The sequence below is a fragment of the Cytobacillus horneckiae genome, from assembly GCF_002835735.1.
GTDB lineage: Bacteria > Bacillota > Bacilli > Bacillales > Cytobacillaceae > Cytobacillus > Cytobacillus horneckiae.
Genome location: NZ_PISD01000027.1, coordinates 1 through 22122, shown reverse-complemented (window position 1 = coordinate 22122; position 22122 = coordinate 1). Strand labels below are relative to the sequence as shown.

At 39.1% G+C, this 22122-nt stretch carries 24 protein-coding genes; 4 read left to right on the top strand and 20 right to left on the bottom strand.

All coding sequences use genetic code 11. The features are described from left to right. Positions 1 to 42 precede the first annotated feature (42 nt). From CWS20_RS12660 to kynU, 5 genes are all read right to left on the bottom strand, one after another. Positions 43 to 945, bottom strand: a complete 903-nt coding sequence (locus tag CWS20_RS12660) for a hypothetical protein (RefSeq protein ID WP_066195406.1) — start codon at positions 943 to 945, stop codon at positions 43 to 45. Then, positions 942 to 1463 carry a signal peptidase I gene (locus CWS20_RS12655; RefSeq protein ID WP_066195403.1) on the bottom strand — a complete coding sequence of 174 codons (522 nt, stop codon included), beginning with the start codon at positions 1461 to 1463 and terminating at the stop codon, positions 942 to 944. The genes CWS20_RS12660 and CWS20_RS12655 overlap by 4 nt, the downstream gene beginning before the upstream one ends. Positions 1464 to 1793: 330 nt before the next feature. Next, positions 1794 to 2642 carry a tryptophan 2,3-dioxygenase gene (gene kynA / locus CWS20_RS12650; RefSeq protein ID WP_066195400.1) on the bottom strand — a complete coding sequence of 283 codons (849 nt, stop codon included), beginning with the start codon at positions 2640 to 2642 and terminating at the stop codon, positions 1794 to 1796. A 3-nt stretch (positions 2643 to 2645) separates the two neighbouring features. Further along, positions 2646 to 3290 carry an arylformamidase gene (gene kynB / locus CWS20_RS12645; protein ID WP_066195397.1) on the bottom strand — a complete coding sequence of 215 codons (645 nt, stop codon included), beginning with the start codon at positions 3288 to 3290 and terminating at the stop codon, positions 2646 to 2648. Positions 3291 to 3293: 3 nt separating this feature from the next. After that, positions 3294 to 4568 carry a kynureninase gene (kynU, locus tag CWS20_RS12640; RefSeq protein WP_066195394.1) on the bottom strand — a complete coding sequence of 425 codons (1275 nt, stop codon included), beginning with the start codon at positions 4566 to 4568 and terminating at the stop codon, positions 3294 to 3296. 233 nt (positions 4569 to 4801) lie between these two features. Here kynU and CWS20_RS12635 point away from each other — a divergent pair, with 233 nt between their 5' ends. After that, positions 4802 to 5254, top strand: a complete 453-nt coding sequence (locus tag CWS20_RS12635) for a hypothetical protein (RefSeq protein WP_066195391.1) — start codon at positions 4802 to 4804, stop codon at positions 5252 to 5254. After that, positions 5242 to 5529 carry a YxcD family protein gene (locus CWS20_RS12630; RefSeq protein WP_066195388.1) on the top strand — a complete coding sequence of 96 codons (288 nt, stop codon included), beginning with the start codon at positions 5242 to 5244 and terminating at the stop codon, positions 5527 to 5529. The genes CWS20_RS12635 and CWS20_RS12630 overlap by 13 nt, the downstream gene beginning before the upstream one ends. 367 nt (positions 5530 to 5896) lie before the next feature. Here CWS20_RS12630 and CWS20_RS12620 read toward each other — a convergent pair whose 3' ends face one another. Together CWS20_RS12620 and CWS20_RS12615 are read right to left on the bottom strand one after the other, a co-directional pair. After that, positions 5897 to 6877 carry a bile acid:sodium symporter family protein gene (locus tag CWS20_RS12620; protein ID WP_066201446.1) on the bottom strand — a complete coding sequence of 327 codons (981 nt, stop codon included), beginning with the start codon at positions 6875 to 6877 and terminating at the stop codon, positions 5897 to 5899. Positions 6878 to 6885: 8 nt separating this feature from the next. After that, the gene (locus CWS20_RS12615) at positions 6886 to 8292 is read right to left on the bottom strand and encodes an FAD-binding oxidoreductase (protein ID WP_066195381.1); all 1407 of its coding nucleotides are present in this window, start codon (positions 8290 to 8292) and stop codon (positions 6886 to 6888) included. A 180-nt stretch (positions 8293 to 8472) separates the two neighbouring features. On the opposite strand from CWS20_RS12615, the gene CWS20_RS12610 reads away from it, so the two are divergent. Both CWS20_RS12610 and CWS20_RS12605 read left to right on the top strand, forming a co-directional pair. Then, on the top strand, positions 8473 to 9174 hold the full coding sequence (locus CWS20_RS12610) for a FadR/GntR family transcriptional regulator (protein ID WP_066195379.1): 702 nt from the start codon (positions 8473 to 8475) through the stop codon (positions 9172 to 9174). Positions 9175 to 9260: 86 nt separating this feature from the next. Further along, positions 9261 to 9740 carry a glutathione peroxidase gene (locus tag CWS20_RS12605; RefSeq protein WP_066195376.1) on the top strand — a complete coding sequence of 160 codons (480 nt, stop codon included), beginning with the start codon at positions 9261 to 9263 and terminating at the stop codon, positions 9738 to 9740. Between the two features lie 22 nt (positions 9741 to 9762). On the opposite strand, the gene CWS20_RS12600 is transcribed toward CWS20_RS12605, so the two are convergent. From CWS20_RS12600 to CWS20_RS12540, 13 genes are all read right to left on the bottom strand, one after another. Continuing rightward, on the bottom strand, positions 9763 to 10743 hold the full coding sequence (locus tag CWS20_RS12600) for a proline dehydrogenase family protein (RefSeq protein WP_066195374.1): 981 nt from the start codon (positions 10741 to 10743) through the stop codon (positions 9763 to 9765). Positions 10744 to 10932: 189 nt separating this feature from the next. Continuing rightward, a complete protein-coding gene (locus tag CWS20_RS12595) occupies positions 10933 to 11649 on the bottom strand; it encodes a LutC/YkgG family protein (RefSeq protein WP_066195371.1) in 717 nt (238 codons plus the stop codon). Further along, positions 11642 to 13075: a LutB/LldF family L-lactate oxidation iron-sulfur protein gene (locus CWS20_RS12590; RefSeq protein WP_066195369.1), complete on the bottom strand. Its 1434-nt coding sequence runs from the start codon at positions 13073 to 13075 to the stop codon at positions 11642 to 11644. Before CWS20_RS12590 ends, CWS20_RS12595 begins: the two co-directional genes overlap by 8 nt. A gap of 24 nt (positions 13076 to 13099) precedes the next feature. After that, positions 13100 to 13816 carry a (Fe-S)-binding protein gene (locus tag CWS20_RS12585; RefSeq protein WP_066195367.1) on the bottom strand — a complete coding sequence of 239 codons (717 nt, stop codon included), beginning with the start codon at positions 13814 to 13816 and terminating at the stop codon, positions 13100 to 13102. A 167-nt stretch (positions 13817 to 13983) separates the two neighbouring features. Beyond that, the gene (isdG, locus tag CWS20_RS12580; RefSeq protein WP_066195363.1) at positions 13984 to 14319 is read right to left on the bottom strand and encodes a heme oxygenase; all 336 of its coding nucleotides are present in this window, start codon (positions 14317 to 14319) and stop codon (positions 13984 to 13986) included. An 11-nt stretch (positions 14320 to 14330) separates the two neighbouring features. Further along, entirely contained in the window at positions 14331 to 15095 is a 765-nt protein-coding gene (locus tag CWS20_RS12575; RefSeq protein WP_066195360.1) for an ABC transporter ATP-binding protein, read from the bottom strand. After that, on the bottom strand, positions 15095 to 16087 hold the full coding sequence (locus tag CWS20_RS12570; RefSeq protein WP_066195357.1) for a FecCD family ABC transporter permease: 993 nt from the start codon (positions 16085 to 16087) through the stop codon (positions 15095 to 15097). The genes CWS20_RS12575 and CWS20_RS12570 overlap by 1 nt, the downstream gene beginning before the upstream one ends. A gap of 7 nt (positions 16088 to 16094) precedes the next feature. Continuing rightward, positions 16095 to 17024 carry an ABC transporter substrate-binding protein gene (locus tag CWS20_RS12565; protein ID WP_066195353.1) on the bottom strand — a complete coding sequence of 310 codons (930 nt, stop codon included), beginning with the start codon at positions 17022 to 17024 and terminating at the stop codon, positions 16095 to 16097. A 5-nt stretch (positions 17025 to 17029) separates the two neighbouring features. Then, a complete protein-coding gene (gene srtB, locus CWS20_RS12560; protein WP_066195350.1) occupies positions 17030 to 17773 on the bottom strand; it encodes a class B sortase in 744 nt (247 codons plus the stop codon). A 3-nt stretch (positions 17774 to 17776) separates the two neighbouring features. After that, the gene (locus tag CWS20_RS12555; protein WP_066195347.1) at positions 17777 to 18547 is read right to left on the bottom strand and encodes an ABC transporter ATP-binding protein; all 771 of its coding nucleotides are present in this window, start codon (positions 18545 to 18547) and stop codon (positions 17777 to 17779) included. Further along, positions 18537 to 19520 carry a FecCD family ABC transporter permease gene (locus tag CWS20_RS12550; protein ID WP_066195344.1) on the bottom strand — a complete coding sequence of 328 codons (984 nt, stop codon included), beginning with the start codon at positions 19518 to 19520 and terminating at the stop codon, positions 18537 to 18539. Before CWS20_RS12550 ends, CWS20_RS12555 begins: the two co-directional genes overlap by 11 nt. Before the next feature lie 14 nt (positions 19521 to 19534). Next, on the bottom strand, positions 19535 to 20431 hold the full coding sequence (isdE, locus tag CWS20_RS12545; RefSeq protein ID WP_066195341.1) for a heme ABC transporter substrate-binding protein IsdE: 897 nt from the start codon (positions 20429 to 20431) through the stop codon (positions 19535 to 19537). Positions 20432 to 20495: 64 nt separating this feature from the next. Then, on the bottom strand, positions 20496 to 22122 hold a 1627-nt coding region (locus CWS20_RS12540), incomplete at its 5' end, for an NEAT domain-containing protein (RefSeq protein WP_142385383.1).

The window sequence follows — 22122 nt, the reverse complement described above, 5'->3', positions numbered from 1 at the left end:
CAGTGATTTGTTTCATCACTGTTAGCCAGTAACAATATGAGATTAGTTATTGACAAACCAATTATATAACGCTGATGATTCAATTTTTAAATAAGTATTATTACCTTTATTGAAATGGATCACACCTTGCTGTGAAGTGTCTACACGATCCTCTGTTAATCTCCATACTTGTTTATCATTTGCATAATATTCTTTTGCGGTTACTACCCTATACCATGTTTCTCCGCCGGAGATGCTTTCAGTTATCGTAAAATTGCCGACTTTATTTTCAAAGTCTCCCGAGCCATCACCCATTGAGACTTCAATTACTTTGTTGCCATTCGAATTTGTATAGAAATTAACTTCCTTATTATTTGTCGTTCTCGTTGAACCATTTGGCGTAGCTTTAAAAACAACTTCACCTGTAAAGTACGGTGGTCCTTCTTCCTCTTCATCCACTTGAGTAGCAACAACCTCTAATTTAATATTTCCAGTCTTGCCTTGAAACTCAATATCGTTTGATCCATGAGGCCAACTGGCAAAAATTCGAAAATCTTCGTTATCAGATGCTGGTCTAAAGGTGGATTCATGATTGATTGCTTCCCATTTGCCATCAACTTTCCTTTGCAAATTCAGCTCAATTGGCGAACTTCCATTTGCCGGGAACAAATCACCTGACGGAATTAAATCTACTTTATACTCGACTGGAATCTTTGTGTCATTCTTTTGGATTTGAAATTCGTAAACCTTAATCGGCTCCATTCCTGGAAGGAGTTTTTCGCCTAGCGCAAACTGTCCGTCTCCAATCGTTTCTCCCTGTGCATTCACAGTGTTCACGTTAAACTTGGCCGCTTGAGCCGTATTTCCAGTACTTGTAAAGCTTTTTGAAAAATACGCAACCGTTCCAAATATAGCAACTGCTATTAGCAGCATCGCTAATGATCCAAGTGTAAGCTTTTTCTTCAACTTCCTTCCCCCTCATCTAACTTTCTCTTCGGAATAAAATTTTTTACCTGATGCGAAAAAATCAGCCATATCACTAGAATAAAAGCTATTAATAAACCTAATGGACTGATTAAAAATTGGGCAATAGCCCCGCCTTTTGGAACTGTGAATTGAACAGACCCAATAATCTGATTATCTATGACCAGTCCCTCATCTTTTATATTATTTGCATCCCCCTGTGTTTGCAGCACGATTTGTCCGTTTAGATTTACTTTATCTATCACTCTATGCGTAACAAAAGTACTGCCATTTTTATATGTAATTATTTCATTTTCTTGGATGCTCTCAATATCAGCAGCCTTCACTACAACTAAATCTCCCGGTTTTATATCCGGTTCCATACTTCCAGTTAAGACAGACATCATACTAAATCCAAAAATAGAGGGCGGTGTTCCCGAATCCTTTCCTCCTTGGATGATGGCATATAGTGATAAAAGGCCAAGAACTAATAAAATAACGAATAATAGATTCCCTACCACTTCCGCTGTTTTTTTTATATGTCCCTCCTCCCTACTATATTGTTCTGTTCTTTAATAAGAACATTTTTATTATATTAATAGTAGGAAAAAGAGACAAGAGATAAAATACCTAAATATTCCGAATTTTATACAAACTACTCGAACACTGTCGTTGTCTTAGTTATTTTGAACTATAGTTCGTAAAATTATTTTCTATATGGACCCAACCTTCGTCTGATAATATTTACTAGAATAATAACATTCCTTACATTGAACAAAAAAAAGAGAAAATACAATTTCCATTTCAATAGAAAGGTATTTTCTCCCGGTTAATTCAGACTACTCAAACCGTTATAAATGGGTTCTGATTTCCCATAATTCAGGGAAAAACTGCTGATCTAAAACCTTTTTTAAATAACCAACTCCAGATGAGCCGCCTGTACCTGTTTTAAAGCCAATGATGCGCTCTACAGTTTTCATATGACGGAATCGCCATTGCTGAAACCAATCCTCAATATCCACTAATTTTTCTGCAAGTTCGTATAGCTCCCAATACGTACTATGATTTTTGTAAACCTCCATCCAGGCTGATTGGACAGAATCATTCCTGCTATATGGTTTTGTCACATCCCGATTTAATACAGATTTATCTATCTTCAATCCGGATCTAGCTAAAGCATCAATCGCCACATCGTATAAGCTAGTCGCCTCATATGCCTCATGTAATTGCTGATGAAGCGCTTCGTCTTTTTCATAAATCTTTAATACATGAGGCGTTTTATAGCCAAGCGCAAATTCTACCATTCTATACTGATAAGATTGGAATCCTGAAGCCTGTCCAAGAGAATCTCGAAATTCCATATACTCAGAAGGTGTTAATGTAGAAAGCACATCCCATGCTTGAATAATTTGTGATTGTGTTTTAGATACTCTCGCCAGCCTCTTTTGAGCTGTAGAAAGATCATCGTTTTTAATAGAATGGATGGCAGCTTGAATCTCATGCAAGATTAGCTTCATCCATAATTCCGTTACTTGATGAATAATAATGAACAGCATTTCATCATGATGTCCGGATAATCTCTTCTGTGCTGATAAAATCTGATCAAGCTGCAAATATTCGCCATAGGTCATACGGTGAGTAAAATCTGTATGAATACTTTTTTCTGATGCCGCTGCTTGGATTTCATTCTCTTTTGACATTAATTATCTTCCTTTCTCTGAACATCGTCTTAAGACAGCTCTGACCGGACTGCCATCTCCCTCAATTAAAGGCAGCGGCAACGCAATTAAATCATAATCACCAGGCTCAACTGTATCAATCATAATATTTTCTAATATATGAATTCTATGGTGATGAAACGCATGATGGGCAGGCATTTCTTTACTGTTAAGCGGATCTATTGAAGGGACATCGACCCCTATGAGCTTTACGCCACTCGCCTGTAAATAAGGGGCAATTTGAGCATCCAGATGGATAATTTGCTCAGGGAACGTATGAGGCTGATTAGGAACAGCCGTCTTCAATAGAAGTCTCGTCACTCCGCTTAAGTCAAATTGGCTTAAAGTAGCAACATTAATTTCTTTAAAAGCAGAAACATCAATGATCCTTGCTCGCCCTATGAAAATATTGATATCCAAATCAATGATTCTTTCTCCATCATCATCGAAGTGAAAAGGGGCATCAACATGAGTCCCCGTATGCAGACTTGTGACAATTTTTCCGATATTGACTGAACCCGTTTCTTTCTTTGTAAAGGCTGTTTCATATTGAAACGGAGTATCTCCCGGCCAATGGCCAATATTATTTGATAAAGGCTGTGATATATCAATCCATTCAGTTTCCTTCATGACTTAAGCAACCACTCCGCGTTTGTTATCGTATTTTTTATACTTCTTTTCTTCCATAATTGTTTTTAAAATTTGTACTGTATTCCAGACATCTTCAAATGTATTATAAAGGGCAACCGGAGCTAACCGGATTCCGTCAGGTGAACGGTAATCGGGAATGACTCCCTCCACCTTAAGCGCTTTGCATATTCTTGCAGCTTCTTTATGCTGAAGTAATATATGTCCTGCACGGGTATCATCTAATGGATTTCTAAGAGCAAAGCCTTCATTCTTGAGCTCGTGCCTTATTAAATCCATAAAATAAGAGGTTAATTGTAAAGATTTATTTCTAATGTGAGTCATTCCTACTTCATTAAACATAGACAGAGCACCGACCAATGGAGCCATACTTAATATATTTGGAGTGCCTATCTGAAAAGCACCAATAGCATTATCTACACTCATTTCATGGTCCATGTCAAACTGCTTATCTTTCCGGGAACCAAACCAGCCGGCCAAACCTGGATGATTGCCGAAATGCCGCTGATTGACAAACATTCCTCCAGTAGCACCCGGTCCGCCATTTAAATGTTTATAATTGCACCAGAATGCAAAATCGACGTCCCATTTGCTTAATTCAGGTGGTATTGAACCGATTGAGTGACATAAATCAAATGCAACTAAGATATTCCTTTTATGCGCTTCTTCAGTTATCCTTTTCATATTAAGAATTTGTCCGCTTCTGTATAATACGCTCGGGAGAACAATTAACGATATGTCTTCTGTCATTTTTGCAATGATGTCATCTTCTTCTAATCTATAACCATCCTCACTTTTCACTTGCACTAAATACTTTTCCGGGTCTAATCCTCTCATATTCAGCTGACTTTTTATCGCGTAAATGTCTGATGGAAAATTCAGCTCATCAGCTAAGATTTTTGCTTTCTTTTCAGTGGGTCGATAGAAGGTAGATAATAGTTGGTGCAGGTTCACTGTCGTTGATCCTGTTACAATAACTTCAGCGGGAGTTGCTCCAACTAGAGGGGCCATTTGCTCTCCCAGTTTCTCCGATAAATAAAACCATGGATTGGCTCCTTCCGTCCAGCCATCAATGCCGTACGTTTTCCAGGCATCAATTATTTCTTGAATAGTGGCTTCAGCCCGTTTAGACAATAACCCCAAGGAATTTCCATCCAAATAGATCGTACTTTTATTTATGTAAAACTCGTGACGATACTGTGCCAATGGATCTTGCTCATCTAATTGAAGTGCATATTCTCGTGTATATTGATGCTTCACTCTATATCACCCTTTTTTGAATATTTTATATATCCGCAAAATTATATCGAACAATTTTGAAAGCTGTCAATGAAGTGAGGTAATGTGATAAAAGGTTAAAAGAAATGGATATACTTATATTTCACACATTTGACAAATGACTCAATCTGGTAACAGGTTATCATTTCACTTTCATGCTCATATTTTGGTATAATATTTACTAGTATGATAGAAATTTAGGGGGAAAATGGAATATGAAAAAGGTTTTTGCAGCAATGTTAACTGCAGCTTTAATTTTTTCACCAGTTGGAAATACGATCTTCCAAGATCAAATAACAACAGTTGAAGCAAAATCGTATAAATCTGGGAAAAAGGGTGTGAATTTGAATAAGAGCACTACTAATTCAAATAATCAATCCAACATCCAAAACAACCAAAACACACAAAATAACAAAGCAAACAATACGCAGCAAACAAATAATAAAGGTGGCTTCATGTCTGGCGGATTAATGAAAGGCCTAATGCTAGGTGGTCTTGCAGGTCTATTATTCGGCGGTTTATTCGGAAGCATGGGCATGCTCGGCAATATCCTGGGACTAATGGTAAACGTCTTAGCCATCGTCTTCTTGATTATGATTATCCGCAAAGTATTTACAATGCTTAAAGATAAAAAGAAAAAGCAGGAGCCTAATACATGGAGAAACTGATTATTCCTGAACAAGATATCATCAATGCATTATGTGTCTACACTTCCCGCAAGAAACAAGTAAAGCTGGAAGAAGTAGAAATTGAGCTAATGTACGATGATGACTATGGGTTTTCTGCAGAAGCGCATGTTCATGGACGCATGCAAGTTTTAATTATGGCGAACATGATCGAAGCACTCAGATTATGGCTAGAAGAATTTTTAAATCGCGACCCATTTGCAGGAATCGAACTTGTGTTAGACGACGAAGAAGGCATTATTGCTATTGTTCAATAGGCTTTAAAATATGTCTCAAATAAAGCAGCAAAGCTAGGGATTTTACCCCTGACTTTGCTGTTTTTGCTTCTTCATGAAGCTATTGGGAACTGAGCATTCATTGGTGCTCCTATTATTTGGATTATTCGGTGATGGACGGCTCTCATTTTTTGGTGCCTTAAGTGAGATATATCTGTTTTATCTCTGTGAACACTCTTTTTTTTCGTCTCTTCACAGAGATATATCGCTTTTATCTCTGTGAAACTTCTTTGTTGATCATTAACTGAGAGCACTTTTTTGACGATCAGCTACTCCCCTATTAATAGTACATACAAAAAAGATAGCTAATACATGCCACAACGTAGGCATATTAGCTATCCATTCAATATTAAGCTTGTTTACTTTGGCCAATAGGTTTTTCTGACTTGGATGCCGGCTGGTCTTTTACCGGTCTTTTCGCCCAATATGTTGCTAAAATTGGGCCGGAAATATTATGCCATACGGCGCCGAGTGCACTTGGGATAGCTGCAGCAGGAGCAAAGTGAGCTGTTGCTAATGCAACACCAAGGCCAGAATTTTGCATCCCTACTTCAATTGAGATTGCTCTTCTTGTTCCTTCATCAAGTTTTAACGCAAGAGCAGCTAGATAGCCTAAGAATAGCCCGGCTGCATTATGAAGCATGACGGCTACAAACACGATGAAGCCGGCTGTTGCAATTTTCTCAGAATTTCCGGAAACAACAGCTGTTACGATAACAATGATTGCCACAACGGAAATTAAAGGTATAATGTTCAAGCTTTTTTCAACTATATTCGGAAGCAGCTTCTTCACTAATAAACCTAAAACTATTGGAACAATGATGACTTGGAAGATTGATAAAAACATTGATACAGGGTCAACCGGCATCCATTGCCCAGCAAGCCCTAATAGGATTAGCGGTGTTGCAATCGGCGCAACCAAGGTTGACACTGAAGTCATTGCAATTGATAAAGCTACATTTCCTTTGGCCAAATAAACCATAACATTGGATGCTGTTCCACCGGGAACTGAACCTAGAAGAACTAAGCCTGCCGCCAATTCAGCCGGAAGTTGCAGTAAATAAGCTATTGCAAATGCTGTTAATGGCATGATTGTAAATTGTGCAATTAATCCGATAATCACCGGCAGGGGGTTGGTGAAAATAATTTTAAAATCAACCGCTTTTAATGTCAGCCCCATCCCGAACATTACTACGCCTAATAGAATAGTAATATATCCGCCAAACACTAAAAACGTATCAGGGAAAATAAATGCCACGACTGCTGCTAACATTACCCAAACGGCAAAATATTTGCCTGCGATATTACTGATTGTTTCTAAAGTTTTCAACATGTTGGTCACTGCCCTTTCGTTTTAACAATCTTATTTGGATTTAAAATACAGTTAGGGTCAAGGGCAGCTTTAATTTTTTCCATCACTAGCAAAGCTTTTCCGTGCTCTTTTTCCTGATATTTTTGTTTACCGATTCCTACTCCGTGTTCGCCTGTACATGTACCCCCTCTTTCAAGTGCATACATAACAATCCATTCATTAAACTGTTCAGCTTTTTTAATTTCCTCTTGATTACTTAAATCAAGCATCAATAGGGCATGGAAATTCCCATCGCCTACATGCCCTGTTAACCCGCCAGTCAATCCCAGCGTTTGCAAGCCTTGGCGGGCATGATTAACTGCTCCTGCCAGCTCAGAAATTGGCACGCACACATCGGTCACCATTAATTTCTTGCCTGGATTGCCGTGGACAAAAGCATATGCGAGATTATGACGCGCTTCCCATAATTGATTGCGGGCAGCGTTATCTGTCTCAAACTCAATTCCATCACAGTTAAAATCAGCTACTATATCCTTCATAAAGTTTACATCCTGCTGCAACCCCGCTTCATTCCCATGGAATTCCAAAAATAAAGTTGGCTGAACTTTATAAGAGGTTTCACTAAATAGATTCACTTGATGGATGGACTCTTCATCTACAAGCTCAACACGGGCAATAGGTATGCCTGCTTGTAAAATGCCGACGACTGCGCCCACCGCATCATCAACTGTTTTAAATATCGCCCTTCCTGCCATTGTAAATTCAGGGATGCCGTATACTTTTAAAGTCAATTCTGTAAAGCAGCCTAATGTACCCTCAGATCCAACAAACAACCCGTTCAAGTGATAGCCTGAAGATGATTTTGCAGCCATACTCCCCGTATGTATCATTTCCCCATCTGCCAATACAACTTCTAAATCGAGAACTTGGTCCCTCATAACACCATACTTCACTGAGGTTGTTCCACTTGCATTTGTAGCAGCCATTCCTCCTAAAGTTGCGTCTGCTCCTGGATCAACCGGAAAGAACAATCCATATTTTTTTAATTCCTTATTCAGTTGTGAACGTGTTACTCCAGGCTGCACTTTGACTAAGAAGTCCTCTTCGCGAACCTCTAGCACTTTATTCATTAATGTAAAATCAACTGTAATTCCATGTTCATATGGGATTGCATGACCTTCAAGACTTGACCCTACTCCAAATGGCACGACAGGCACTTGATATTGCTGAGCAAGCTTCATGATGCCGCTTACTTCATCAGCTGTCATAGGAAACACGACAATATCAGGCAAGCTTGGCGTATGATAGGATTCATCCTTACTATGCAGTTCTAAAATCGTTTGATTTGTTGTTACTTGTTCCTCTCGTAAAAAGGCTTTTAAAGCGCTTACTAAATTAGCTTTTGCTGTTTGATTCTCATCTGCTGTTTGCATATTATTCTCTCCCTCACTTACATTCACTCGAGCAATGCTCGTACCAATTATTGAATATTTTAAAAATTGGTCTAATATGTTCTCATTGTACTAAATACTCAGAAAAAATCAATAATTAAAATATTTAAAATTGAAGACTTCACTCATTTTATGTATGATGAACAAGAAGGAGTGACGTAAATGACAGGGTCGAAAAAGAAACTATATAAAGTCATTGCTGAACAAATTGAACAATACATACTTACAAAAAATTTGCAAATAGGTGATCGATTGCCACCTGAGCGAGAATTAGCAAACCTGTTTAATTCCAGCAGAACCTCGGTAAGAGAGGCTTTGCGGAAGTTTGAAATAAAGGGAGTCCTTGAAATTAAACAAGGGAGCGGCACATATATTAAATCATTGGACCAATTAATACCGGCTAGAAACGTGACGAGCACTATTCATCATGCTGATCACACAAATATATACGAAATGCTAGATTTAAGACGCATACTTGAAGTAGAGTGCGCAGCCATGGCCTCTTCCAGAGCAACATCAGTTGACCTCGCCCGCATTAGAGCAACATTGCTTATGATGGAAGAAGCTGATAGTGATGAAGCAGGCCTTCAATCTGATCTAAACTTCCATTTAAGCATTGTGGAAGCATCTCATCATACTGTATTCATACAATTAATTGCCAGTTTAACTGAACATATGAAAGAAACCATTCGTGTTACACGAACAAACCGTTTAGCTGATCCTTCACGAATACAAGGGACAATTAATGAACATAAGGAGATTTATGTAGCGATTGCCACTGGCGAAAGTGAAAAAGCGAAAATGTTAATGGAAGAACATATCACACGAGTTAGGAAGGAATTAACGGAATCGATGCTTGTTTGATGAAAGAGCAAATCATTCTTCTTTTAGAAGTATCTGCGTTACAATAGGAGTTGTGAAACATTTAATCGTTAGGAGGTTTACTTAAGATGACGACTGTTTATGATTTTAAAGTAAAGCAAACAAATGGTGCAATAAAGGACCTCAAAGATTATGAAGGAAAACCGCTTTTGATTGTCAATACAGCCAGCAAATGCGGGTTAACACCTCAGTTTAAAGGATTGCAGGAACTCTATGATTCATATAAAGATAGCGGTGTGGAAATTTTAGGATTCCCATGCAGCCAATTTAACAATCAGGAATTCGACAATATTGATGAAACGACTGAATTTTGCCAAATAAATTATGGTGTTTCGTTTCCGATTTTCGCAAAAATTGATGTAAATGGAGAAAATGCCGATCCGCTATTTGACTTTTTAAAAGATCAGAAAAAAGGCGTTTTATCAAAAAATATAAAATGGAATTTCACAAAATTCCTCGTTGATCAAAACGGACAAGTTGTGGAAAGATATGCACCAACAACAGAACCTGAGAAAATTAAAGATGATATTGAAAAACTCTTAAAATAAAAAGGACCTGAAATCAGGTCCTTTATTTATCTTCTTTATTCTTTTTAGTTAATCTTCCCAATAGGAAAGCACCAGCTGCTACACCAATGAATGTATTCGTTTTCTTATTAAATACTTGTTTAACTACTAAGTTTAGGTTTTGTGGTCTTTCAGCAAGACGGCGCATATAGTATCCGTACCAGTCATCACCAAATGGAATATAAGTAGTAAAGTTATATCCTTCTTTGGCTAGTTCAAATTGCATTTCTTTACGGAAACCGTAAAGCATTTGGAATTCAAACTTTTCATTTGGAATATCATGCTGTTTTACAAAACGCTTAACATGATTAATTACATTGTGATCATGTGTGGCGATTGAAGTGAATTTACCATTTAATAAATGGTATTCAATTAATTTGATATAGTTTTTATCAATTTCCTCTTTAGATATATAAGCAACATCTGCTGGTTCTTTATAAGCGCCTTTAACGATACGAAGACGGTAGTTTTTATATTTTTCAATATCTTCTGCCGCTCTGTAGAAATAGGCTTGTATAACGGTACCAATGTTGTCATACTCTTTAGATAGCTCGTCCAAAAGATCAAAAGAAGGTTGAAGGCGAGCGTGGTCTTCCATATCAAAGTTGATAAAGATTCCATACTCATATGCTTTTCCAACGATTTCTTTTAAATTATCCAAGCAAAAGGAGTAATCGATGTCAAGGCCTAATTGTGAAGGCTTTAATGATATATGGGCATCAACATTACTCTCGTGGATAGCTTCCACCACTGCAATAATTTGTTCCTTTGCTGCTGTCGCATCTTCCTTTTTATTAACAAACTCACCAAGGTTGTCGACAGTACAAGAGATACCATGAGCATTTAGCTCTTTAATGCTATTAATCGCTTCTTCAATATTTGTCCCTGCAACAACACTTTGCGCACCTAGTTTTAGGCCGTATTTTTTTGCAGCACTATTAAGAAACTGATTTTTGGATAGACCAATAAATAGATCTTTCAGCATAGCGATTACTCCTTATCATAAAAAATTTCTACATTGAATATTATATCATAATATAATAATAAAACTTATTATGCGAATTTTTTTTTATTTCAAAAATCCATACTCTTAATTATGCTATATCGCATCAACAAAATCAAACGCGGATTAAATAAATAAGCCATACTTCATTAGAAGTATGGCTCTCCTAGCTTATATGTCATCAATAACAATGTAAGTTGCATTGATGGGACCATGTACGCCAACGACTAGATTCATTTCAATATCAGCTGAATTGCTCGGCCCAGTGATAAAGTTTATACAAGAAGGCACTGCCCCTTCTTCTGCTGCTTTTTTCCTAATCATCCGTGCGGCCTGGGTCATTCTCGGTACAATCGAACTCTTAGGAATAAGGATAATTGATTTCATTGGTAAAAAGCTAACGGTTCGTCCTTTATCTTTACTGCTGAATAAAACGGCTGTTCCTGATTCTGCTAAAGTCAATTCACTAATCGTTATACCAATATTTGCTTTTTCTGCATATGGAATATTATCGCTTTCTTTTGCAGCATTCCACTCATAAACCTCTATCCCTTGCTTCGGCCATTGTTCATACAAGTCGGACAGCCCGTATTCAGCAAAACGGTTATCATGCCAAGTGACTATTGGTCCACCACCATAATCTGTCACTCTCGAATGAAGGGTTTCGAGCAGCTTTCCCTTTGTTGTTACGATTAAATCAGTATGGATAAGTACACATTGTTTTTTTAACACTTCAAGTAAATCGTCAGCGGTCGCATCCTTTAACACTTTGTCTTGAGGCTGATAGCTCCATGTTGGCTTCTCCACTGAGCTGATCGGGTGATTTCTTCCAAGGCGTCCAGCAATTTTCTTTAAAAATGCCTCTCTATTTTGAATTAACTCAGTCATCTGCGGCATTCTCCTTCTTGTGTTGTTTAAACCAATCTCTAAATCGTTCTTTCTGCGGTGCCGGAAATTCGCGGATTTCAGTCCATGCTTTTAATGGGCCAACTCCTTTTGAGATTCGATTGCCGTCAGTGAAGGGGTTCATAGCTGCGGTGGCTACCTTGGAACCCATTTTATATAGTGATGGAGATGCAGCTCCTAATCCAAATGCCTTCATCGCTAATTTTTCCGAAATCGGCGCCCTGCCTTCTTTTTCCACTATGACCTGCCGATGTTTATGAAGTAAATCATGGAGCGGTATTTTAACAGGACATACCTCTGTACATGCACCGCATAGTGTAGATGCATATGGCAGCTCTTTGTAATCATCATAGCCCCCTAGTAGAGGCGTTAATACTGCCCCAACTGGGCCAGAATAGATTGAGCCGTATGAATGACCGCCAACATGACGGTATACCGGGCATACATTTACACAGGCAGCACAACGAATACATTGCAAAATCGGCTGAAATTCGCTACCTAAAATATTTGAACGACCATTATCAACGACAACAAGATGAAATTCTTCTGGACCATCCGCAGCTTCTTCTTCCTTCGGTCCGCTTAAAACAGTTACATAACTAGGAAGCTTTTGCCCGACTGCACTTCTTGAAAGCATGCCTACTAGAACTTCCAACTCTTCGAATGTAGGAACGAGCCGTTCCATCCCCATAACGGTAATTTGCGTTTTCGGCAATGCTGTAGACAAATCCGCATTGCCCTCATTAGTCACTAAACAGATTGATCCTGTTTCAGCGACGGCAAAGTTGCAGCCTGTAATGCCAACATCTGCTGTCAAATACTCCTGCCTCAGCATTTTCCTTGCATGCTTCGTTAGTTCCTCAGGGTTGTCAGTGCCCTGATAGTTTAACTTTCTTGTGAAAACATCCTTTACTTGCTCTTTATTTTTATGGAGTGCCGGAGCAACAATATGAGAAGGTAAGTCATGATCGTCGACTTGAAGAATATATTCGCCTAAATCAGTCTCAATCACTTCACATCCGATTGATTCCAAGTTTTTATTCAAGTCAATTTCTTCAGTCACCATTGATTTCGATTTAACTACTTTCTTTGCATCCTTTTTCTTCATGATATCCTTTATATAATTATTCGCTTCTTCAGGGGTTTCGGCAAAGAAGACATGCCCGCCATTTTTCGCGACATTTTCGCTCAGCTCGTATAAATAATAGTCAAGGTTAGCAAGTACATGCTGCCTGATTTCCTCCCCGAGCGATCTCCATTCTTCCCAGTCACCTAGTTCTGCTGCTGCATCTTGTCTACGTACCTCTAACCTGTCCTGAGCTCCAGAAACAGCACTTCTCATAAATGCGTTATTCAAGCCGGAATCCACTCTGTCATTAAATTGATCTGTACCTATCTTCATCGGCATTTTTCATTCACCCCGCTTACAGTTTTATCTGCTATTAAGCACCTCTGCAATATGCATGACCTTCACTCGTTCACCTATCCGTTCAATTCTGCCGCCAATGTTCATTAAACAGCCCGCATCAGCGCCGATTAGTATATCTGATTCCGTTTCATTTATATGTTGGACCTTTTCATCGACCATTTGCTCTGAGATTTTTCCCATCTTAACTGAAAAAGTACCGCCAAAGCCGCAGCATTGACTCTTATTAGGAAGTTCAGTGAATTCCAATCCCTCTACATGGCTTAACAGCTTCATCGGTGCTTCACGTACACCTAATAACCTTGTCATATGGCAGGATGTGTGATAGGTTGCTTTTGCTTGCAATTTTGCCCCTACATCCTCCACCCCAAGTGTATTTACAATAAATTCTGTCAGTTCAAATGTTTTTTCTGCCAATGCCTTTGCTTTCGGCTCCCATACTGAGTCCCCTTTAAAAATATGTTCATACTCATGGAACATATAAGCGCATGACCCCGATGGACAAACAACATAGTGTGAATCACTAAATGTATGTATCATTCGCTTCATCGCTTCCTTCGATTCTTTTACGTATCCGCTATTATATGACGGCTGACCGCAGCATACTTGTGAATCAGGAAAATCTACTTTACAGCCTAGCCTCTCCAATAGTTCAACAGTTGCCTTGCCGGCATTGCTATTAAACATATCCACTAAACAAGTGGCAAAAAGCGAAACCTTCATGCAAACGCCCCCTTATAGTTTAAAAATTTAATATTATCTGATATATGTAATATACTATCATTGATTTTTTAATTTTAAAATTAAAATTGCTATTTTCACTGAAGAGAACAAAAGAAAAAAGAACCAGTATTTACTGATTCTTTGTCACCTTTATATCAAATTTTTATTTAAGCTTCAATTGCTCTCTCAGCAGGCGCAGGCTTTCTCCGCACTTTTACTTGATAGTACGTTGTTTTATTTTTAATAATAAATTCAGGAATGCCGCCTCTATGAGCATGGGCATCTTTAAATTCCCTGCTTTTCATCCAGCCATTGAACCCTGTTGGGTCTTCCCAGCGAGTAACAATGGTTACTTCTTCATAATCCTTTGTATTCTCAGTCAGCATAACTTCTAATCCAACAAATCCTTCCATTGTCTCTACTTTGCCTTCACGGTTGAACCTTTCAATAAACATGTCTGCATTCCCCGGTTTTAAATGAACAGTATTTGTAACAATGTACATAATAATCCCCCTTAATATTGTTTAGGTATAATTGATGGATAATTTCCATCGTAAATAATTTTTGCCTCTATCTCGTAAACTTGTTTTAGTAAATCCTCGGTCAATACTTCGTTTGGAATTCCAGAAGTAAATGCCTTACCTTGTTTCATCACAATCATGTGATGACAGTATGCTGCGGCGTATTGGAGTTCGTGCAGCACCATAATAATTGTTATCCCCAATTCTCGATTAATTCTTTTTAGCAATGCCATGAGCTCCACTTGATGCCCTATATCTAAATAAGTGGTAGGTTCATCCAATAGAAGAATATTCGTTTTTTGAGCAAGTGCCATAGCGATTCTTACCCTTTGCTGCTCACCTCCAGATAGTGAATGGACTAGCCTGTCTTCTAATTGAGTCAATCCAGTTTCTTTCATTGCCCATTCTATAATCTGTTGATCTTCATCAGTTTTACCGCTTATTACATTTTGATAGGGTGTGCGGCCATATGAAACCATCTCTCTCACTGTGAAACTCGGCATCGCCTCCTTTAACTGCACAAGCATCGCCATTTTTCTTGCGAGCTCTTTTCGTTTATAGCTGAGCAGATCGCGATCATCTATGTAGATCGCCCCTGAATCCTGCTGGAGCAGACGGGAAATCAGCTTTAGCAAAGTTGACTTTCCCGAGCCATTTGGGCCAACAATCCCAGTAACTTCTCCCTTCGGAAAAGAAAGTGATAAATCCTCAATTACAAAATTACCCTGTTTAAAATGAAGATTATTCGCTACAATCATTACGCCATTCTCCTCCTTCTTAACAAATATAAAAAGAAAGGAGCACCTAGGCATGCTAGCAAAATCCCGACCGGTAGCTCAATCGGGTCAAAAAGTGTTCTAGCTGCTGTATCTGCATAGACAACAAGTGCTGCGCCGCCAAGCATTGATAATGGCAGAAGAAATCGATAATCTTCTCCTATCAACAGCCTAATCATATGCGGTACAACCAGCCCAACAAAGCCGATTAATCCGCCAACACTGACAGCCGTACCTGCCAAGAACGATGAGAGCAGGATGAGCATTAGCCTGATAAGCTCAACATTTTGGCCAAGCAGCCTTGCCGAATCATCTCCTAAAAGCATGATATTAGCCGGTTTAATTGCGAATAAGCATAAAATAATGCCAAGCACTGCATATGGCAGCATCCATTCAAGATGATACCAACTTCTCCCGTTCAATCCTCCTGAAAGCCATGATAATACCGATTGCACCCGATCGCTGTAAAGCACCATTACACCATTCATTAATGCACCCAAGAGAGCATTCATTGCCACACCTGCTAAAATGATCTTTACTGTTGATGCGCCTTTGTCCCAGGCTAATGCATATATAAGCAAAGTAGTTAAAAAAGCGCCGAAAAATGCTGCAACAGGCAATAAATATCCATACTCTGGAAAAATAAGCATAGTGATAATCGCAAACAAGCCGCCACCTGCAGAGACGCCAATTATCCCCGGGTCAGCTAAAGGATTTTTCATAACGCCTTGTAATATCGCTCCTGATGCAGCCAAACATGCACCTACGAATAATCCGATAATTACCCGCGGCAGCCTGAGATCAACAACAATGGTTTGAAATACTTCATCACCTTGGCCTCTTAAAGCTTGAATCATTTCATTTATTGAAACAGAAGCGGCTCCAAATGATAATCCGATATAGACTGAGATAATAAGAGAGAACAGCAATACCCAAAAGATCAGCCATCGCCTTCTGTTTCTTAGCTTTTGCATAATACCTTCACTCCACCTTTAATTTCCCAGCCAAATAAGCTACCGCCTCAGCCGCTTTTGTACCTGGGTTTGTGCCAAAAAGATCAGCTGGCAGTACTTCAATATTCCCTTCCTTTACAGCTTCAATTGAATTCCATGCTGCATTTTGCTCCATTTCTTTCATAAAGCCTTTCTTTACCTCTTCTTCATTTCCATGCGTCATTAATAAAACATAATCCGGATTCGCTTCTACCACTCTTTCTGTATTTATTTGCGCATACTGCGGGAAGGCTTCTAATGCAGGATAGTCCTTAGCAATGTTTTCTCCGCCAGCATGCTCCAAAATATCACCGCTTAAAGAATTAGGCAGTGCCGCCATATATGTGCCTGGCGCACCATAAACAAGCAGCACCCTCGGTTTATGCTCCGGTTTTTCAACAGAACCTAAGCTATTTTCCAATTGGTTGATCACATTTTTTGCTTCATTTTCTTTATGTAGCATATCTCCATACAAGGTGATTTGCTTTTTAATATCTGCCATAGAATTGGCTTCTGTTAATACCACTTTTGCACCTAACGATTCAAGTGAAGGAATATCCTTTTCATTCATCGTTCGATGAGCTAGAATGACATCTGGCTTCAAGACAGCAATTCTCTCCAGGTTGATTTCATGAGTTGATCCCACTTGTGCTGCTTGCTCTGCCTCTTTTATTAAGGAGCTAGCTGTAGGTCTGCCTACTACTTCTTCACCTAGCGCATAAATAATATCCACATCTCCATTGCCCAACGCGACGATGTTTTCGGGCGGGTTTGAAAAGGAGATGGACCTATCGGCAAAATCTTTAATAGTGTGTGCATTAGTTGAATCCGGTTCAGCGCTCTCGCTACTTGCTTGCATGCCGCAGCCCGCCATCATTATGAAACAAAGAAAAATCATTGCTGCTTTTGTTTTAATCATGATGCTTACTCACCTCTTTCTACTACCTTTGCATGAACGACAAGTCTTCCCTCTGTTGGATCTAATGAGTAATCGCAAGTTGATAACGTCACGATTCGATCATTTTCTGCAATGGCTACATCTGTTTGGTGCACCGATTTCCCCTTCAAAGTATCTATGAAATGAAGATATTGTTCATTCGAAGCAAAGTCTGTTTCAATATAATAAAAATCTGTTGTCGTCTGATAAACAGAGAACACTTCCAGGTCATAGCCGGCATAAAGCGTATCAAAATATACAGTAGGGTGGTCCATATAAAAATCTTTATCCAAGTACTTTGTCAATTGTGCAAACATAGAGCCATCTTTCATTCTATGTCCGTATAAGATTGTATTTCTTTCTGACTCATCACTTACATCATTGCGAAAATCCATAAAAATACTGCCTGCTCTAGTATCTTTACGTTTATAATTTCTCGTTAAATAATATTCATTGTCTTCTGATTGCAAAATAGGGTAATCAATTCTCGTATCATCAACAGTTATCCAGCCGACAATATCGTTATTTATGGCCAGCAGTGGATCAAATTGCGGACGAATGCCAAATGACTCCTCTTCGCTTTGCTCCAGCTCATTGTTGAAAATATCTTGAACCTCATTCATATTTCGCCAATTTTCATAGTAATCGTAACCTATTATAAATAGTCTTGACCCAGCGTACACAAAAGCAATAAGCGCCGTGACAGTTAAAATCCTTTGAATCCATTTCATTGACTATATTCCTAAAGGAACAAGATACATGCCGGCAAGGTGATTTGTGTGCAGTGCTACATCCACACCGTAAATATCTTTAATCATATCTTCAGTCACAATTGCTTCCGGGTTTCCGGCTGCAACGATTTGCCCAGCCTTCATCACAATTAAATGATCGCTGTATCGCAAGGCTTGATTAATATCATGCAGCACCATAACAATCGTTAAATTGTGCTTTATATTTAATGTCTGCACTAATTCAAGCAGTTCCATTTGATAGTAGATATCTAAATAGGTCGTCGGTTCATCGAGAAACAGCATATTCGTTTTTTGCGCTAACGACATGGCAATCCAGACTCTTTGTCTTTCTCCGCCAGACAGCTGATCCAGCTTCCTTCTTCGTTTACTTTCCAAATTTGTGATATTGATTGCCCAATCTACCGCCTCTTCATCTTCAGCCGAAGTGTTTTTAAATGCCCTTTTATATGGCAGTCTTCCAAAACTTATAAGCTGTTCAACTGTTAAATCAACGGGCGCTTCATTTTGCTGATAAACCATGGCAACCATCTTAGCAAATTCCTTTGGCTGATATTGAAATATTTCCTTGCCATTCACCGTAATTTCTCCGTCTGATACTTTGTTTTCACGCGATAGCAATGAGAGCAATGTCGATTTCCCACAGCCATTTGGCCCGATAATGGTAGTAATTTTTCCATCCGGAATATAGCCGGTATTTTGCTTCAGCAGCTGGCTTTTTTTATCATATGAGAAGTTTACAGATTTAAATTCCATTCACTTTATCACTCTTTCTTAATAGGAATATTAAAAATGGTCCGCCAATAACAGCCATAATGGTTGAAGCCGGTATTTCTAATGGCGCAATTAAAATACGCCCGAGTGTATCTGCTGTTAAAATTAATAACGCACCTGCTAAAGCAGAAAATGGAATCAAAATCCGATGATCTGAACCAACTAGCTGTCTCGAAATATGCGGAATAAGCAGCCCAACAAAAATAATTACCCCTGCGACGGAGGTTGCGACTGCTGCCAATAGCACTGCCACAGCTGAAATAGTCAACCTTGCCGCGGTCACGTTCATTCCTAAGTTTTTGGCTTTCTTATCCTGCAGTGCAAGTACATTGCACCATGAACCTACAAGACAAGCCAGCACGATGCCTATTAATCCGTAAACAGTAATCACTTCAACATCTGCCCATGTTTTCATCAGTAGGTTGGAACTATTTGATGAACCCACCGCAATATTAAAATAGCTGCAGACCATTAGCATCGCTTCTCTTAATCCAGTAAACATCGCACTTATAGCAATCCCAGTCAGAATAATTCTTAAAGGATTTAAGCCTGATTTCCAGGAAAGCCAATAAACGAGGAGACAGGCAATGCTGCCGCCAATAAAGGCAAATAGCGGCCCGCTAATAAATAAGCCCGGTAAAAATAACATCGCGAATAAAGAAAAGAAACTTGCACCCGCTGATATTCCGATAACCCCAGCATCTGCCAGCGGATTTCTCATCACTGCCTGAAATAGTACGCCGGCTACCGAAAGTGAGGCGCCTGCAAACATCGCTACGATTATTCTTGGAAAGCGAAGATCTTTAATCACAGCTACTTCTTCATTTCCTCCATAAAGCAGGTCCATTATTAATTCTTTTATAGAAACAGATACACTTCCGGTTACTGCTGAATAACCCGTCATTGCCAAGAGAAGGACAATCACGACGACAAAATATACAATCTTCTTATTCATTGAGTCTCTTCCTTCTACTTGTCATATAATAGTGTCGATAATTCCTCTAATGCTTTTATTACATTTAAATTTGCTGTAGTGGCAAACGTCGGTTCCTTTAAATCGTAAACGCGATCATTTTTGACAGCTTTGAAATGCTTCCATATATCATTGGTGGCAAATTCTTCATTAAACATTTCTACAACTTCTTCAGGCATTCCATGAGATAATCGCAGAATGATATCAGCATCTGCTTCATGCAAATATTCCGTATTTGCCGAGATGTATTCTTCAGATTGACCTTTTATGGCATTTTCTCCTCCGACTGTTTCTACCAGATTTCCTACATATGAATGTTCAGTAGCAACTAAATAGCTTCCAGGAATACCAAGTAAAATTAAAACCTTTGGAGAGTCAAGCTTTTCGGTTTCTTTTTGTATCTCTTTAATCTTACTTTCAATACTTTTAAATATAGCTTCTGCTTGTTCTTCACGATGATAAATCACCCCTAACTCCTTAATTGTTTCCATCATTTCTTCTACACCTTGCAAATTTAGAAAATCCGCTTCAACGCCAGCCTGTTTAAAACTATCTTTCAAGTCATATTCGAGCGTAGTGACAGATAAAACTTTGTCGGGATTTAACGTGCTAATGATTTCCATATCAGGCTGCATCGGATTTCCTACCTCAACCGTTTCTTTATACCTTTCAGGAAGTCCAAAGCTAGTAGTAGGAGCGCCGACTAAGTCAAGTTCTAATTGATCCATAATCTCGGCAATCGCAAGCGTCGTGGCAACAATTCTTTCATTTTGCACTTGTTCGTTCTTTTGATCGGCTGCCGGCTCTTTCTCCTGAACGGAGCCTGTTTCTCCAGCACATCCTGCCAATAGAATGAATAAAACAAAACAGTATATCACTCTGTTAATCTTCATCTCTACCTCCAAAATGGCGCTGCTGCCCTTTATTGAACAGCAGCACGCCACTTACACTGCTTACTTATATTTCTAATTTTCTAGTTTTGTATCGCTTAATTAAATACATGCCTGACACCAACAGCAATAATGCGTAAATACTCACTTGAAGATAATTGAGTGCATCATTAGTCTTGGCATTATTTACACCTGATCCAGAATTGGAACCATCCTTCGTTCCATCTGCATTGCGGTCAAATTTTTCATTGTCGTCATTTGTTTTTGGAGGCGTGTTACCGTCTGTATTTGGTCCCGGTTTTGATCCTGGTGGAGGAACTACTTGACCGTCATCCACCTCAATATCCAAATCAGATAAATCCAATACGAATCGAACTGGATATAAATGAGGTGCACCAATCGCTTCAATTGAAGCAAGATAGCTTTTCTGAATAAAAGGAACATTCAATCCAAGGACTCTCGTACCTTCTTCATCATTTCTGCTAATCTCATTTAATGCTACTTGTTCACCATCCACTTCAAATTCAATTTCACCTAATGTTGTTAGACCCATTATTTGTGTAAAAAACAGTTCATGCTTGCCGTCTTCTACTACTAGCAGTGCTTCGTCTGCAAAGTATTTGGCAAAGGCTGACTCTTCATCAGAATCTATGCCCAATACTGAGAGTGGCAAAGTGTACTCTCCATCCGCAAGCTCACCATCTTCTTCTTCGTCAACCGGCGGCACTACAGTACCCGGCTCTTCAGGTTTCTCCGGTTTTTCAGGTTCAGGGTTTGGTTCTGCTGTTAATTCCTTAATTGTGTTTTCATCAAATGCAAGCTGAATGGTATGTGCACCGCCATAAGACATCAGCATTTTTGCATTTGCTGGGTCAGAAAAACTGCTCACTTCAAACTTATATTCCTTCGTCTGTTTCTCAGCATCTTCTCCAACAATTTCTGCTGAAGTATAATTTCCCTCAAATTCTGTTTCAAAGCTCGTTATTACTTGGCTAGCACCAATCGTCAAATGGATAAACTTCTGGCCATTCTCGACTGTCAATTTTGCCGGCTTCACAAAATAATTCACCCAGCTGGCTTGAGCAGGCTGACCGTCATAGTAAATGTCATAATCGATTGTATATTTGCCTGTTTCTATTTCCGGATCCTCTGGTCCCGGCTGCTCTGGATTAAGCGCTTTTATTGTTTCTTCATCGAAATCAAGCTGAAGCTCATGATTCATCCCGTAACTCATAAACATTTTTGTATTCGTTGGATTCGCGAAGCCGTTAATCTCAAACTTTATTATTTTCGTTTGATTTACTGTATCAGTATTTAAGACTTCTACATCCTTAAATTCACCATTTATTTCTGTTTGGAATTTAGTAATGACATGACTTGCTCCTAATGTGAAAGAAATAAATTTCTTTCCATTTTCGACCATTAATAAAGCTGGCTTTGTAAAGTAGCCTGCCCAGCTCGGAGGTGCAGGCTGGCCTTCATATAAAATGCTATAATCAATTGAATATAGGCCATCCGCTAATTGTTCTGGTTGCTCTGTTCCTGGCTGTTCTGGTTCAGGCTGCTCCGTTCCTGGCTGCTCTGGTTCAGGCTGCTCTGTTCCTGGCTCTTCCGGCTCCGGCTGCTCTGTTCCTGGCTGTTCCGGTTCTGGCTGCTCTGTTCCTGGCTGTTCCGGTTCTGGCTGCTCTGTTCCT